Raw genomic sequence first — 13,539 nt, forward strand, 5'->3', positions numbered from 1 at the left:
TCCCAGGTGGTTCGCGGTGGCGAGGTGCTCAGCCGAAGGTGACGCTGCGGTCGTGCCGGGCAGCTTGTCCGAGGTCAATAGGAGCCGTTGTGCTGGTTCCAGGCGGCGCACGGGGTGCCCCACGCTCGGTCGATGTAGTCGATCCCCCACTTGATCTGCGTCAGCGGGTTCGTCTTCCAGTCGGCGCCCATCGTGGCGAGCTTCTCAGCAGGCCACGACTGCGGGATGCCGTACGCGCCGGATTCGGCGTTCTCGGCCAGGTAGTTCCAGCCGGATTCCTTCATCCACAGCTTGTCGAGGCAGGACATCTGGTCAGCACCCCAGCCGTACTGGGTCTTGACCATCTCCTCGGTGATCTTCTTGAGCGAGGCGGGGTCGGTCGGCACGACGTCGATGCTGACGCTCGAGCCCCGGTCGTCGATGGTGGTCCCTTGCGAGCTCTCCCCCGAGACGGCGAGGACCGCGTAGGCCTGGGCCTGCTCCTGCGACAGCTCCTGAATGCTGGGGCTCAGCGATGCGTCGGCCGAGGCTGTGGCCCCGGCACCCGTGAGGGTGGTCACTGCGATGGCCCCCGCTGCGACGACGCCGAGCGCCGATGAGCCGAAGATCGCGGCGCGGCGCTTGGCGCGAGTCTTGCGACGCTGGCGTGCACGCTCTCCGCGAGTTGCAGTGGTTTCCGGCATGGAGCTCCAACCGATGGGCCTAGGGGACCACGCAATCGTAACGGGGAGGTCACGATTTGACAACGCTCAGGCTCAGCTGAGGTGGCAGGTGTACCTAACGAATGGCGAGCATGACGTCGATGACGGCGTCGATGAGCAGGTCGACCTGCGTCTCCTTGTAGCCGTGGCGCTTCGGCGTGAACGCGACCCCGCGGACCTCGCGGAGCGACATGGCGGTTCCACCGCGCAGGAAGTCAGCGAGCCTGCTGGAGAACTCGTCGACCTCCTTGACGTCGTATCCACGCTGCAGGACGGAGACGCGATCGAAGCGCTCACCGTCTTCGCGACGGAGCCGAGCGAGGACCGCCCGAGCCGTCGTCTTCGTCTCGCGCAGGAAGACATCACGGCCGACCCGGTCGATGTGCTCGTCGCGTTCGCGGATGGCGACGGCGTCCTCGAGACGCTCGAGTGCCGCGTCGACGTGCGGGGCGGAGTACCCGCCCTTGCGCATCGTGAACGCCGTGTGGCGGATGCTGCTCGTCGAGAGGCGCTTGCCCTGCGTGCCGTTGTCGAAGTTGTCGTAGCGCTGCCGGGCGACGCGGAATGCACGGTCGACCTCTTCGGCGTCGTAGCCGAGGGTGCCACGAGATGCCAGAGGGAATGAAGTGCTGCTCACGCGGACCATTCTGCCGCATCACGGGCGAACATGTCGCACGCCTCCCCGATGGGGCGTCACCAGAGCGTCGAGTCTGCGCTCCAGAAGTACAGCGCGAACGCCATAGCTCCCGACGGGAGGATCGAGTCGATGCGATCGAAGAACCCGCCGTGCCCGGGCAGCCAGGAGCTCATGTCCTTGATCTTGAGGTCGCGCTTGATCATCGACTCGGTCAGGTCACCGGCCGTGGCGGTGATGAGCAGCAGTGGCCCCATGATCAGGCCGAACCACCAGGCCTGATCGAGGAGGAAGATGCTGACGAGGATGCCTACGACGATCGAGGTGAGGCCGGCTCCTGCGAACCCCTCCCAGGTCTTGCCTGGGCTGATCTTCGGCGCGAGCTTGTGCTTGCCGAAGTTGAGGCCGAAGACGTACGCGCCCACGTCCACGGCCACGACGATGATGAGGAAGCCGAGCACCCACCACTGGCCGTCCTCCTGCGAGGTGAGGAGCACCGTGAACGAGCCGAGGTACGAGACGTAGATGAGGATGAGCGCGGCGGCCAGGAAGTCAGCCCAGACGGCTTTCCGCGGTGGCCGATCGCTGGCTACCGAGGCTTCCACGAGTCGCCACACCGTGACGACGAAGACGCCGATGAGCAGCGCGAGCCACTGCCCGACGACGTCGAAGTAGTAGGCGACAGGTTGGATGGCGACGGCTGCGACGACAAGCGGGATGCGCGGCACGTCGCGCCCGGCCCCGCGCATGGCGCTCGCGAGCTCGATCGTCGCGAAGATGACCATCGCGACCGCGAACGGGATGAAGAGCTGCTTGATGAAGATGAGGCTCGAGATGAGCAGCGCCCCGAGCACGACGCCGAAGAAGATCGCGAAGGCAAGGTTCCGCCCGCTTCGAGCGTTGATCGCGTCGTTGCGTGCCCGCAGCTTGTCGCGCTGCTCCCTCACCTGGGTCCGTGCCTGCTGTGCGCGCGATTCCAGATCGTGGAGGATGTTCGTCCCGGTGTCACTCAGGCGCGATGATGAGCGGAGCGGGGTCAGGGGCGGCGCCGGAGCGCCATCGCCCATGACCGGGAGATCGTCGGCAGCCGCGGAGGCTTCGGCCGCTGACGCGGCGTCGCCCTCGCTGGCGGCGGGACCGAAAGCGCTCGGCGTCTCGCGCGCTTCGGACTCCGCCTCTGTTTCCCGGACCTCGCGGTCCAGGCGCTCGCCGGGGTCTGCCCCGTCACTCCCAGTCGTGGACACGAGCGACTAGACCTCGAGAAGCTCGGCTTCCTTGTGCTTGGAGGCCTCGTCGATGCGATCGATGTGCGCCTTCGTGAAGGTCTCGAGTTCCTTCTCGCCGCGAGCGATATCGTCCTCGCCCACTTCGTCCTTCAGCGCTTCGAGGTCGGTCTTCGCCTTGCGACGGATGTTGCGGACGGCGACGCGCGCCTCCTCCGCCTTCGTCTGCACGAGCTTGACGTACTCCTTGCGGCGGTCGGCCGTGAGCTCCGGCATGACCACGCGAATGAGGTTGCCGTCGTTGCTCGGCGTGACACCGAGGTTCGGCCGCGACACGATGGCCTTCTCGATCTCCTTGAGCGCCGACTTGTCGTATGGCGTGATCACGAGAACGCGAGCCTCGGGCACGGCGATCGACGCGAGCTGCTCGAGCGGCGTCGCGGTGCCGTAGTAGTCAACGGGGATCTTCGTGAAGAGCTGGGGGTTCGCCCGCCCCGTTCGCACTGTCGAGAAGTCTTCCTTCGCGTGGTCGACGGCCTTCGCCATCTTGTCTTTGGTCTCGGTGAGCACGTCGTTGATCACGGGGTGTCCTTTCCAGGGCGTTCTGCATCATCCTACCGAGATGGTCGGATGCGCACGCCACGCTCGAAGGCGCGGCGCGCTGACGAAATTGTCGCGGGGTGGCGCTTGCGGTCGGAGCCCTCGACTAGTCGAGGCTCGACGTGACGAGCGTCCCGATGTCCTCGCCGAGGATGGCGCGGGCGATGTTGCCCTCTGGACTCATGCCGAAGACGCGCATGTCCATGCCGTTGTCCATGCAGAGGCTGAAGGCGGTCGAGTCGACGACCTTGAGACCACGCTGGAGCGCGTCCTGGTAGGTGACCGAGTGCAGCAGCTCGGCGCTGGGGTCCTGGCGCGGGTCGGCGGTGTAGACGCCATCGACGCCGTTCTTCGCGACGAGCACCACATCTGCCCCGACTTCGAGCGCGCGCTGTGCGGCGACCGTGTCGGTCGAGAAGTACGGGAGGCCGGCGCCTGCGCCGAAGATGACGACGCGGCCCTTCTCCATGTGGCGCTTGGAGCGGAGCGGAATGTACGGCTCGGCGACCTGGCGCATCTCGATGGCGGACTGCACACGAGCGGGGGTGCCCGCCTGCTCGATGAAGTCCTGCAGTGCGAGGGCGTTCATGACGGTGCCGAGCATGCCCATGTAGTCGGCTCGCGCGCGGTCCATGCCGGCGTTCGCGAGCTGGGCGCCGCGGAAGAAGTTCCCTCCGCCGACGACGATGGCGACTTCCACGTCGCGTGCAGCAGCGGCGATCTCCTTGGAGATGCTCGTGAGCACCTCGGGATCGACACCCATCTTGCCTGCACCGAACGCTTCGCCAGAGAGTTTGAGGAGAACGCGTCTGCGCGGGGCCTGTGGTGACATTTGTGCTCCTTGTGGGATCGCTGATCGTCCACGAGCCTACCTTGTGCGGAGCGCGCACGAGTCTCAGCGGGGCTCCTCGAGCAGACTCCGGGAACACGAAACGGGGCCGGATGCTTGCGCATCCGGCCCCGAATTCGTGTGCGTCTGGCGTTAGGCGCCGACGCGGATGCGACCGAAGTCGACGACGTTGACGCCTGCGGCGTCAGCGATCTTCTTCACGGTCTGCTTGTTGTCGCGAGCGTAGTCCTGCTCGAGGAGCACGATCTGCTTGAAGAAGCCGGTCAGGCGTCCCTCGATGATCTTCGGAAGGGCTGCCTCTGGCTTGCCCTCGCTCCGAGAGATCTCCTCGACGATGACCCGCTCCTTGTCGATTGCCTCGACAGGAACGTCCTCACGGGTGAGGTACTGGGGGTCGAACATCGCGATGTGCTGAGCGATGCCGCGAGCCGTAGCCGCGTCGTCGCCCTCGTACGCCACGACGACGCCGACCTGCGGTGGCAGGTCCTGCGAGGTGCGGTGCAGGTAGATCTCGAAGTTGGCGCCCTTGAGGAGGCTCACCTTGCGGAGTTCCATCTTCTCGCCCAGGATCGCGGCGACGCCATCGATGGTCTCCTTGACGGTCGTGCCGTCGACGGGGGCGGCAAGCGCCTCGTCGACGTTCGACGCGCCAGCGGCGGCCACAGCATCGAGCACCTTCTCGGAGAGGGCGATGAACTTGTCGCCCTTGGCAACGAAGTCGGTCTCGGTTGCGAGCTCGATGAGCGTCGCGGTGCCGTTTCCGTTGTCCTTCGCGGCGACGAGGCCTTCGCTGGTGGAGCGGTCAGCGCGCTTCGCGTTGCCCTTCGCACCCTTGAGGCGGAGGATCTCGACGGCCTTTTCCTTGTCGCCGTCGGCCTCTTCGAGCGCCTTCTTCGTGTCGACCATGCCAGTACCGAGCTGCTCGCGCAGCTCCTTGACATCAGCGAGGGTGAAGTTAGCCATGTGTGGGGTTCTCCCTAGTGCTTGAAGTTACTTGGACTCTTCGACGGCTTCGACAGCCTCGGCTGCTTCAGCAGGCTCGGCGGCCTCGGCAGGCTCAGCTGCCTCGACAGCCTCGGCCTCGGCAGGAGCCTCGGTCTCAGCAGGAGCTTCGACGACGGCCTCAGCAGCAGGAGCGTCGCCCTGCAGCAGGTCGTTCTCCCACTCAGCCAGCGGCTCGACCTCGGCCTGGCCTTCGGTCGGCTTCTGGTGGCGCTGGATCAGGCCCTCAGCTGCTGCGTCGGCGATGATGCGCGTCAGCAGCGCAACGGAGCGGATGGCGTCGTCGTTGCCCGGGATCGGGTAGTTGACGTCGTCCGGGTCGCAGTTCGTGTCGAGGATCGCGATGACCGGGATGCCAAGCTTCTTGGCCTCGTCGATCGCGAGGTGCTCCTTCTTGGTGTCGACAACCCAGAGCGCCGAAGGCGTCTTCGAGAGGTTGCGGATACCACCGAGCGACTTCTCGAGCTTGTCACGCTCGCGACGCTGGATGAGGAGTTCCTTCTTCGTGAAGCCGCGCGTCGTGTCGTCGAAGTCGACGAGGTCGAGCTCCTTGAGACGGTTGAGGCGCTTCTGGACGGTGCCGAAGTTCGTGAGGAGGCCACCGAGCCAGCGCTGGTTCACGTAGGGCTGGCCCACGCGCGTCGCCTGCTCGGAGATGGACTCCTGAGCCTGCTTCTTGGTGCCGACGAAGAGGATGGTTCCGCCGTGTGCGACGGTCTCCTTGACGAAGTCGAAAGCAGCATCGATGTAGCCCAGCGACTGCTGGAGGTCGATGATGTAGATGCCGGACCGCTCGGTGAAGATGAATCGCTTCATCTTCGGGTTCCAGCGACGGGTCTGGTGCCCGAAGTGCACGCCGCTGTCAAGCAGCTGGCGGATGGTGACGACAGCCATGGTCGTTCTCCCTATTCGAATGCGCATTCCTGCGCGCGGTTGTTCTCTGCGACCGGCGGCCGCACAGCCTGGTGCCCAGCGCGCATCCGCTCTCGCACCGAAGTGCTGGAGACCGATGGATGCACGCCTCGATGGGCACGCGAAGTCAGCCCGCATGGCGGGCTGCTGGCGTCAGTCTACACACGAGCGGTGGCGCAGGGAACCGGTGCACGGACTCAGTTGCAGCCGACCCTGTGGACAGGCGTCCTCCACACCTCGTGGTCGCCTGCCGCGGGGCCCGCGCAGCGAGCACCACGATGACAGCATGCACCGCGCCCCAGACTCCCCAGCGTCCGCCGACCACCCCCGGCGCGGTCTCGCGACGCTCACCCTCCTCCTGCTCATGGTCAGCGCGGGCCTGGGCGGCGCTCCGCACGCATCCGCGACTCCGAGGATGTGGAGCTGGCCCGTCGAAGCGCCTCCGAACGTCGCTCGCGGATTCGATCTCGCCGCCCGGTACGGGGCGGGCCACCGTGGCATCGACATCTCCGCGGCACCAGGCGATGACGTCCGCTCCCCTGCCTCGGGAACCGTCACGTTCGCTGGCTTCGTCGTCGACCGACCGGTGCTGTCGATCCAGCATGCCGACGGCCTGCTCGCCAGCTATGAGCCGGTCGTCACACAGCTGCGACCCGGAGACGTCGTGTCCTCCGGCCAGCGCATCGGTGAGCTGAGCACATCACATCGCCATACGCCCGAAGGGGCCCTGCACCTCGGAGTTCGACGGGACGGCGCCTACCTCGACCCCGCCCCGCTGTTCGAGGTGCTGCGACCTCCTGCGGCTGTCCTGCTTCCCCTCTACCGATGAACAGCCGACGCTCGCCACGACTCACATCAGAAAGGCACCACATGTCTCCTCTCCACCAGCAGCGACCGCCCTCGCACGCCGAGGCTGCCCATCACACCGCGCACTCCCCATCACGCTGGGTCACTCGGCATCCTCGCGCCGCGGCTGGCCTCTTCATGCTCGCCATGACCGCGTCGTTCCTGCTGTTCTCCGGAGCGCAGACGGCGAGCGCCGCCGGCTACGGCCCCGGCTTCGACGACGCCCAGAACGGCGGACAGGGACGTATCGGGGCCTACAGCTTCGAGGGACGCAGCGTCTACTGCCTGCAGCCGTGGCTGCCCCGCCCGCTCGATCAGACGACGAAGGGAAGCATCGTCGATGGCGAGCAGTTCAAGATGAGCGACGACGACACAGCCCGCGTGAACTGGGCCATCTCGACCCACGGGCAGTCCGCAGACCCGACGGTGACCAGCGCCGTCGCCATGTTCGTCTGGTCGCTGGCGGCCCCCGGAAGCTACTCGGGCCACGCGGTGAGCGGAGACGAGCACTACCTCGGACGTGTGCCCGAGGAGAAGCGGGCGGACGTCGGCAGCACCCTCGCGGCCATTCGCGCGGATGCGGCAAAGGTCGGCGCCAGTGCGCCGGTCGACCTCAAGGGGAGCCTTGCGTTCACGACCGACGGGGCAGATTCGAGAACGGGCACCGTCACCCTGGCAACGGAGGTACCCGGAGCCACGGGAACAGTGGTGCTGAGCGGCGCGACCTTCGTCGCCACCAGCGCCGAGACCTCGACGCTTCGAGGCGGAGAATCGGCTCCGATCGTCGTCGCCCCCGCGGCCTTCGACCGCGGACCTGTCACGGTGAGCGGCACCGCGAGCGTCACCTCCCCGTCTCAGCCCTGGGCCGCGAAGATCCTCGTCCTGCACACGCCAGGCGCTCAGCTGCTCGGCGGGAGCAGCGGCACCCTGCCTGGGGAGTTCACGGCTGTCGGCCAGGACCGAGTTCCTCGCGTGCCCGTCGCGACGCCGACCCCAAAACCCACGCCGACACCGACACCCACGGCCACGCCGACCTCAACACCCAAGCCGACACCCACGGCAACGGCAACGCACACACCAACGACTCCGCCCACACCAACGGCCACACCGACAGCCACAGCCACGGCCACACCGGCACCGAGCGTGACCCCGAGCGCTCCTCCGATCCCTGCGAGCTCTGCCCCGACGAGCCCGCCCGTCAGCGCCGCGCCGCCCACGGCCCCTCCGGTGACGGCGCCTCCAGAGAATTCAAACCCACCGCAGGGCTCGAACCCTCCGGAGATCCCCAGGCCGAGCACGACTCCCACGGCAACGCAGGGTGCCACCGCGTCGCCGCCGGCGTCCACGACGCCGGTGCCCAGCGCGAAGGCGGGCACTCCAGCGCCGAGCACGGCGCCCGCGTCACCGCCGGCCGCCAGTTCGGCAGCCGCAGAACCATTGCCGTCGAGCTCGCCAGACGCCCTTGCCCAGACCGGCGCCGCAGGTATCGGCTGGCCCCTGCTTCTGGGCGCCGGAGCGCTTGTCATCGGCATCGGAGCACTCGCCTGGGGGCTGCTGAGCCGCCGACGCCAGGCCTGACCCGCCTCGACCCAGCGGAGCCAGATCCGCGAGGACGCAGGCACGCCTCGACGGCCAGCCCCGGCCGTCGAGGCGTGCCTGCCCGCTGGCGTGCTGGCGTGCTGGCGTGCATCGACCAGCGACCGGCGACCGGCATCCAGCGTCCGGGGTCCAGCCAGATCGACCCCGGCTTCAGGCGCGGGGATGCGCCTGAAGGTATGACGCCTTCAGGCGCTCCGCGGAGACGTGGGTGTAGATCTGCGTCGTCCCCAGGTCGGAGTGGCCCAGGATCTCCTGGACGGCGCGAAGGTCCGCTCCCCCATCCAGCAGGTGCGTCGCCGCAGTATGGCGGAACGTGTGCGGCCCCGAGGGGCCACCGCCGGGTGCAGCCCCCAGCACCTCACGGGAGAGCGCATACACGGTGCGCGCATCCAACCGCCCGCCGCGAGCACCGAGGAACAGCGCCTGCCCAGAACGCGGCTGCTCGAGGACCCGCCTGCCGACCTCGAGCCAGCGCTCGATCGCCTTCGCGGCGTGCGCCCCGAACGGCACCACCCGCTCCTTGTCGCCCTTGCCGACGACCCTCACCACGCGCCGCCCCAGATCGACGGACCCGACATCGAGCGAGCAGCACTCCGAGACACGAATACCCGACGCGTACAGCAACTCGATAATCGCGACATCACGCTGCTCCACCGGGTCACCCGAGGACGCTCGCTCGGCGAGCGCGTCCAGGATCCCCCGCATCCCGTCAGCCGACACCACCCGTGGCAACGTCGACCCCGCCTTCGGGCTCTTCAGGCGCCGCGCCGAATCCGAGCCGCGGCCGGTCTCCTCGAGCCACGACGTGAACCCGCGAAACGACGCCGCCATGCGGGCGATGCTCGACGCGGCCTTGCCCGCCTGCGTCTGCTGCCACAGCAGATCCCTGAAGACCTCCAAGCTGAGCACACCCGGCCCGTCGATCCCCGCACGCTCGCAGTAGTCGAGCAGGATGCCGAGATCGCCCGCATACGCCTGCGCGGTCCGCGGCGACAGCCCACGCTCGGAGCGCAGCGAGCGCAGGTAGGCATCGACCGCGACCGAGAGCTCCTGCATGCCGACCATCGTAGGTCGCGACCCAGGCGCCACGGCTGCGACGCGACCTGGCAGCCTACGACTTGGCGTGGGCCGGCTTCGAATGCGCAGGCTTCGCGTGGTGCGAGCCCCCGCCCACCTGGCCAGGATGAGCCGACTCGGCATGCGCTGGCCTCGAGTTCCCCGGGATGCCCTTGCTCGGCCACCAGAAGCGGTCACCGGTGAGGAAGGCGAGCGCCGGCACGATGACCGTTCGAACCAGGAGGGTGTCGAGGAGCACGCCGACGCACACGATGATGCCGATCTGCGTGAGCGTGATGAGCGGCAGGACGCCGAGCGCCGCGAACACGGCGGCGAGCAGGATCCCCGCGCTCGTGATCACGCCGCCCGTCGCCGAGAGCGAGCGGATCATTCCGTCCTTCGTTCCATGCTTCACCGCCTCCTCGCGCGCCCTTGTGACGAGGAAGATGTTGTAGTCGACGCCGAGGGCGACGAGGAAGAGGAAGCTGAACAGCAGCACCGAGGTGTCCAGAGCCGGGAAGCCGAACACGTTCTCGAACAGCAGCCAGCTCGCACCCACCGACGCGAAGAACGAGCCGACGACGGTGAGGAGCAGCAGGATCGGGGCGACCAGCGACCGCAGGAGGAGCAGGAGCACGACGAACACGACCGCGAGGATGAGGGGGAACAGCAGCAGCTGGTCCCGGTCCTGAGCCGCCTGCTCGTCGAGGGCCTGAGCATCCAAGCCGCCGACGATCGCGTCGGCGCCGTTGACCTGGGACAGCTCCGCACGCAGGCGCTCGACGGTGGCGAGTGCCTCCTCCGTCTCCGCCGGGGAGGAGAGCCCGACATCGATGCGCGTGATCTCGCCGTTGGAGTCACCCACCGACGCGGAGGCGACACCCTCGATCTCGGCGGCACGATCGGCCACCGCCTGTGCCGCACCGGAATTCGCGACGACGACCGCCGGTGCGCCTGCCAGGTCGGGGAAATGGTCGTTGAGCAGCTCCTGCCCGACAACCGCCTCCGGCGTGGACGTGAACCGCTCCGTCTGAGCGAGCCCCACCTTGATGCTGGGTGCGATGGCGGCAAGCGCTATGAGCACGACGATGCCGGCGCCCGCGACGATGGCCGGGCGCTTCGAGACGCCGGTTCCGAGCTTGAACCAGAAGCCCTTGCCGTGCTGATCGTCGCCGACGCGTGGCACGACCGGCCAGAAGATACCGCGAGGGAAGAGCACGAGGGTGGCCGGCAGGAGCACGAGCGCGAACACCATGGCGATGACGACGCCGATCGCGCAGGCGAGGCCGAGGACGACGTTGCCGCCGAGCGAGGCGAAGAGCAGCGTCGCGAGGCTCAGCGCCACCGTCCCACCACTCGCGATGATGGCGGGGCCCGCGCCGCGCAGGGCCGTTGCCATGGCCTCCCGCCTGTCGGCCGAGACCCGGAGTTCGTCTCGATACCTGGCGATGAGGAGCAGCGCGTAGTTCGTGCCCGCGCCGAAGACCAGCACGGAGAGGATGCCCTTGATCGACGCATCCATCGTCAGCCCGAACGCGCCGACGATGCGGGTGGCGACGATACCGGCGACGCCGTCGGCGAGCCCCACGACGGAGAGCGGGATGAGCCAGAGGACGGGGCTGCGGTAGGTGACGATGAGGAGGAAGGCGACGACGAGCACGGTGACCGTGAGCAGCGTGAAGTTGGCGCCCTCGAAGACTGCGGCGATATCGACCGCGAAGCCCTCTGGGCCCGTCATGACCGGGATGAGCCCGTCCGGCAGCCCGTCGGCCGCGGCGGCCCGCATGGCTTCGGCGCGCGCGGACTGCGCCTCGACATTGGTGGTCGCCTCGAGCGGCACCGTGAGGATCATGGCCTCGCCGTCTTCGGCTGGGAAGGCCGGCGGCAGCGCGTCGACGCCCGCGGCGTCGGCGATGCCCGAGCTGGCCGCGGAGACGGCCGCCAGATCGTCGGGAGTGAGCGCTTCGCCGTCGCGGTGGAACACGAAGAGCGCGGCACTGCTGTCCTCGGTCTCGAACGTGGCGAGCGCTTCCTCGACCTTCGCGGACTCAGCGGATGCGGGAAGATCTCCGGCTGGCGCGACGTCGCCGCCCTCACCCGAGCCCCAGAAGAACGCGAGGCCGCTCAAGGCGACGAAGACGGCGATGACGATCGCACCGCTCGCCTTGCCGGTGATGAATCGGATGATGCCACGCATGAACGAACCGCCTAAATCCACTAGTAATCAATTTGCTTAGCTAACCTAGCGCTAGGATGTGTTCCATGCAATCCGGGGATGAACGGGGTCGCGCGTTTCCGCGCGTCCATGAGTCGACGGCGCTGCTGCGCGAGATCCTCACGATCTCCGACGAGTACGAGGTCGTCGTGGCGAAGGAGCTCGAGGTCAATCACACCGACCTCGTGGCGATGCAGCACCTGATCTCCTCGGGTCACCTCACCCCATCCGATATCGCACGCCGGCTCGGCATAACGACGGCGGCAGTGACGGTCGTGGTGGATCGACTCGTGAAGGCGGGGCACGTGCGTCGCGAGCCGAACCCGAGCGATCGCCGCGGTGTGCTCGTCTTCCCAGAAGAGGATTCAACGGCGAAGGCCCGCGGCCTGCTGGCGCCGATGATCATGGACATCGACTCGGTCGCCCAGGACTTCGACGAGGCCGAACGTGCCGTCATCGTGCGCTACCTGGAGGGGGTCGTCGCGAGCTACCGGGAGCACCTTCAGCCTCCGAGCTGACCCGGTCGACGCGCACCGCCCGCACCCCATCCCCTTTCGTCAGCGCTTTGCCCGGGTGGTCCTGGTCCACCCTGCGGCGCCCTCTTGGGCGAGGCCGTTGAGTTCGAGCTCCGCCAGACCCGCCGCCGTCTCTGCGACCGTGAGTCCCGCCGCCGATGCGATCTCAGCGCTGCGCTGGGGCCGCCCGACTCGGAGTGCGTCCCTCGCTCGCACCGCGTTGGATGAGGGTCGATCACCATCAGCTCGCTCGCGGCCGCGCTCGCCTGGCCACGCGGCTCCGTCCGGCAGTTCGAGCTCGCTTCCCCGGTGATCGCCGAGGAGCTCGACGATGTCGTCGACCGAGGTGATGAGCGATGCATCGGACTCGCGCAGCAGCCGGTGGCAGCCGACAGAAGCCGCACTCGTGACTGGGCCGGGCACGGCGCCCAGTGGCCGACCGAGCGTCAGCGCGTGGGCAGCGGTGTTCGCGGCTCCGGACCTGCGCCCTGCCTCGACGACGACGGTCGCCGAGGCGAGGGCGCTGATGATGCGGTTGCGCTGCAGGAACCTCCATCGCGTGGGCGCTTGCCCGATCGGGAGCTCGCTGACGAGTGCGCCGTGCGCGATGATCCGCTCCAGGAGGGAGCGGTTGCCCTGCGGGTAGAGCCGATCAGGACCGCCGGCGAGCACCGCCACCGTTGGCGCCCCCTCCGCGAGGGCCACCCGGTGCGCGACGGCGTCGATGCCATACGCGCCTCCGGAGACGAGTCCGAAGCCGCGGTTGGCGAGTCCGCTCGCGAGGCGCACCGTGACCTCCTCGCCGTAGCTGGTGGAGGCCCGGGCACCCACGAGCGCGACGGACGGCGTGAGCTGGCGGAGCGTGTCGAGTGAGCCGCGAACCCAGAGCGCGCATGGCGCATGCGGGCCGAGGTCGCCGAGCTGCGTCGGCCATTCGCGGTCTCCGGGGAGAACGGCGTGCACTCCGAGCCGCGCCGAACTGCGCAGGATGGCCACGGTGCGCTCGAGGTCGAGCCGGTGGCGCCACCGTTCGACTGCCGTCGCGAGTTCGTCGAACGGAATGCCCGCACCCGAGCCACGCGCCCTGGCCCTCCGGAGCAGAGCCCCAGAGCCGACCGCTTCCAGGGCCTCGACGGGGCCGAGCGCCCCGATGAGCAGCCCGGCTGTGGCATCACCGGGCTCGACCGTGCAGGACCAGGCAAGCTGCGCGATGCGCGTCTGCACAGCTGCGTCGCCGAGATCGTCGACCTGCCCGCCGCTGACTCCGGCCAGCGCGTCTCGCAATGCAACCGCGTCGGGCCACGACTCGCGTGCCTGGCCGTCTGCTCGACGGACGTGGTCGGGACCGCGATCGTGCGCGCCGCCCTGTGGTTCCTGTGCTGACAT

General features: G+C 68.3%; 13 protein-coding genes. 3 read left to right on the forward strand and 10 right to left on the reverse strand.

Going from position 1 to position 13,539, the window contains the following annotated elements:
- Positions 1-74 precede the first annotated feature (74 nt).
- From GV007_RS19395 to rpsB, 7 genes are all read right to left on the reverse strand, one after another.
- The gene (locus tag GV007_RS19395; protein ID WP_160072485.1) at positions 75-683 is read right to left on the reverse strand and encodes a lytic transglycosylase domain-containing protein; all 609 of its coding nucleotides are present in this window, start codon (positions 681-683) and stop codon (positions 75-77) included.
- 94 nt (positions 684-777) lie between these two features.
- The gene (locus GV007_RS10755; RefSeq protein WP_374953083.1) at positions 778-1,338 is read right to left on the reverse strand and encodes a DivIVA domain-containing protein; all 561 of its coding nucleotides are present in this window, start codon (positions 1,336-1,338) and stop codon (positions 778-780) included.
- A gap of 56 nt (positions 1,339-1,394) precedes the next feature.
- The gene (locus tag GV007_RS10760) at positions 1,395-2,579 is read right to left on the reverse strand and encodes a phosphatidate cytidylyltransferase (protein WP_236558465.1); all 1,185 of its coding nucleotides are present in this window, start codon (positions 2,577-2,579) and stop codon (positions 1,395-1,397) included.
- A 6-nt stretch (positions 2,580-2,585) separates the two neighbouring features.
- Complete coding sequence (gene frr / locus GV007_RS10765) at positions 2,586-3,140, reverse strand: ribosome recycling factor (RefSeq protein ID WP_104240689.1); 555 nt, start codon at positions 3,138-3,140, stop codon at positions 2,586-2,588.
- 124 nt (positions 3,141-3,264) lie between these two features.
- Complete coding sequence (pyrH, locus tag GV007_RS10770) at positions 3,265-3,990, reverse strand: UMP kinase (protein WP_104240688.1); 726 nt, start codon at positions 3,988-3,990, stop codon at positions 3,265-3,267.
- Between the two features lie 150 nt (positions 3,991-4,140).
- Positions 4,141-4,971 (reverse strand): translation elongation factor Ts, encoded by an 831-nt coding sequence (gene tsf, locus GV007_RS10775; protein WP_160072487.1) that lies wholly within the window; start codon positions 4,969-4,971, stop codon positions 4,141-4,143.
- A 27-nt stretch (positions 4,972-4,998) separates the two neighbouring features.
- Complete coding sequence (gene rpsB, locus GV007_RS10780; RefSeq protein WP_104298832.1) at positions 4,999-5,904, reverse strand: 30S ribosomal protein S2; 906 nt, start codon at positions 5,902-5,904, stop codon at positions 4,999-5,001.
- A 304-nt stretch (positions 5,905-6,208) separates the two neighbouring features.
- Between rpsB and GV007_RS10785 the strand changes: the two genes are divergently transcribed.
- Together GV007_RS10785 and GV007_RS10790 are read left to right on the forward strand one after the other, a co-directional pair.
- Positions 6,209-6,751, forward strand: a complete 543-nt coding sequence (locus tag GV007_RS10785; protein ID WP_160072489.1) for a murein hydrolase activator EnvC family protein — start codon at positions 6,209-6,211, stop codon at positions 6,749-6,751.
- A 41-nt stretch (positions 6,752-6,792) separates the two neighbouring features.
- Positions 6,793-8,346: a hypothetical protein gene (locus GV007_RS10790; RefSeq protein ID WP_160072491.1), complete on the forward strand. Its 1,554-nt coding sequence runs from the start codon at positions 6,793-6,795 to the stop codon at positions 8,344-8,346.
- Positions 8,347-8,517: 171 nt separating this feature from the next.
- Here GV007_RS10790 and GV007_RS10795 read toward each other — a convergent pair whose 3' ends face one another.
- Positions 8,518-9,423, reverse strand: coding sequence for a tyrosine recombinase XerC (locus tag GV007_RS10795; protein WP_236558466.1), 906 nt, complete (start codon positions 9,421-9,423; stop codon positions 8,518-8,520).
- 55 nt (positions 9,424-9,478) lie between these two features.
- Positions 9,479-11,620, reverse strand: a complete 2,142-nt coding sequence (locus tag GV007_RS10800) for an MMPL family transporter (protein WP_160072495.1) — start codon at positions 11,618-11,620, stop codon at positions 9,479-9,481.
- A 65-nt stretch (positions 11,621-11,685) separates the two neighbouring features.
- Between GV007_RS10800 and GV007_RS10805 the strand changes: the two genes are divergently transcribed.
- Positions 11,686-12,156: a MarR family winged helix-turn-helix transcriptional regulator gene (locus GV007_RS10805; protein WP_104240681.1), complete on the forward strand. Its 471-nt coding sequence runs from the start codon at positions 11,686-11,688 to the stop codon at positions 12,154-12,156.
- A gap of 39 nt (positions 12,157-12,195) precedes the next feature.
- On the opposite strand, the gene dprA is transcribed toward GV007_RS10805, so the two are convergent.
- On the reverse strand, positions 12,196-13,539 hold the full coding sequence (dprA, locus tag GV007_RS10810; RefSeq protein WP_160072497.1) for a DNA-processing protein DprA: 1,344 nt from the start codon (positions 13,537-13,539) through the stop codon (positions 12,196-12,198).

It is taken from the genome of Pseudoclavibacter sp. 8L, assembly GCF_902506465.1.
Taxonomy (GTDB): domain Bacteria; phylum Actinomycetota; class Actinomycetes; order Actinomycetales; family Microbacteriaceae; genus Pseudoclavibacter.

Bases quoted from the DNA above. Each gene is read 5' to 3' on its own strand.
- GV007_RS19395 (WP_160072485.1), bottom strand. From the start codon at position 683: ATGCCGGAAACCACTGCAACTCGCGGAGAGCGTGCACGCCAGCGTCGC.
- pyrH (WP_104240688.1), bottom strand. From the start codon at position 3,990: ATGTCACCACAGGCCCCGCGCAGACGCGTTCTCCTCAAACTCTCTGGC.
- tsf (WP_160072487.1), bottom strand. From the start codon at position 4,971: ATGGCTAACTTCACCCTCGCTGATGTCAAGGAGCTGCGCGAGCAGCTC.
- rpsB (WP_104298832.1), bottom strand. From the start codon at position 5,904: ATGGCTGTCGTCACCATCCGCCAGCTGCTTGACAGCGGCGTGCACTTC.
- GV007_RS10785 (WP_160072489.1), top strand. From the start codon at position 6,209: ATGCACCGCGCCCCAGACTCCCCAGCGTCCGCCGACCACCCCCGGCGC.
- GV007_RS10790 (WP_160072491.1), top strand. From the start codon at position 6,793: ATGTCTCCTCTCCACCAGCAGCGACCGCCCTCGCACGCCGAGGCTGCC.
- GV007_RS10795 (WP_236558466.1), bottom strand. From the start codon at position 9,423: ATGCAGGAGCTCTCGGTCGCGGTCGATGCCTACCTGCGCTCGCTGCGC.
- GV007_RS10800 (WP_160072495.1), bottom strand. From the start codon at position 11,620: ATGCGTGGCATCATCCGATTCATCACCGGCAAGGCGAGCGGTGCGATC.
- GV007_RS10805 (WP_104240681.1), top strand. From the start codon at position 11,686: ATGCAATCCGGGGATGAACGGGGTCGCGCGTTTCCGCGCGTCCATGAG.
- dprA (WP_160072497.1), bottom strand. From the start codon at position 13,539: ATGTCAGCACAGGAACCACAGGGCGGCGCGCACGATCGCGGTCCCGAC.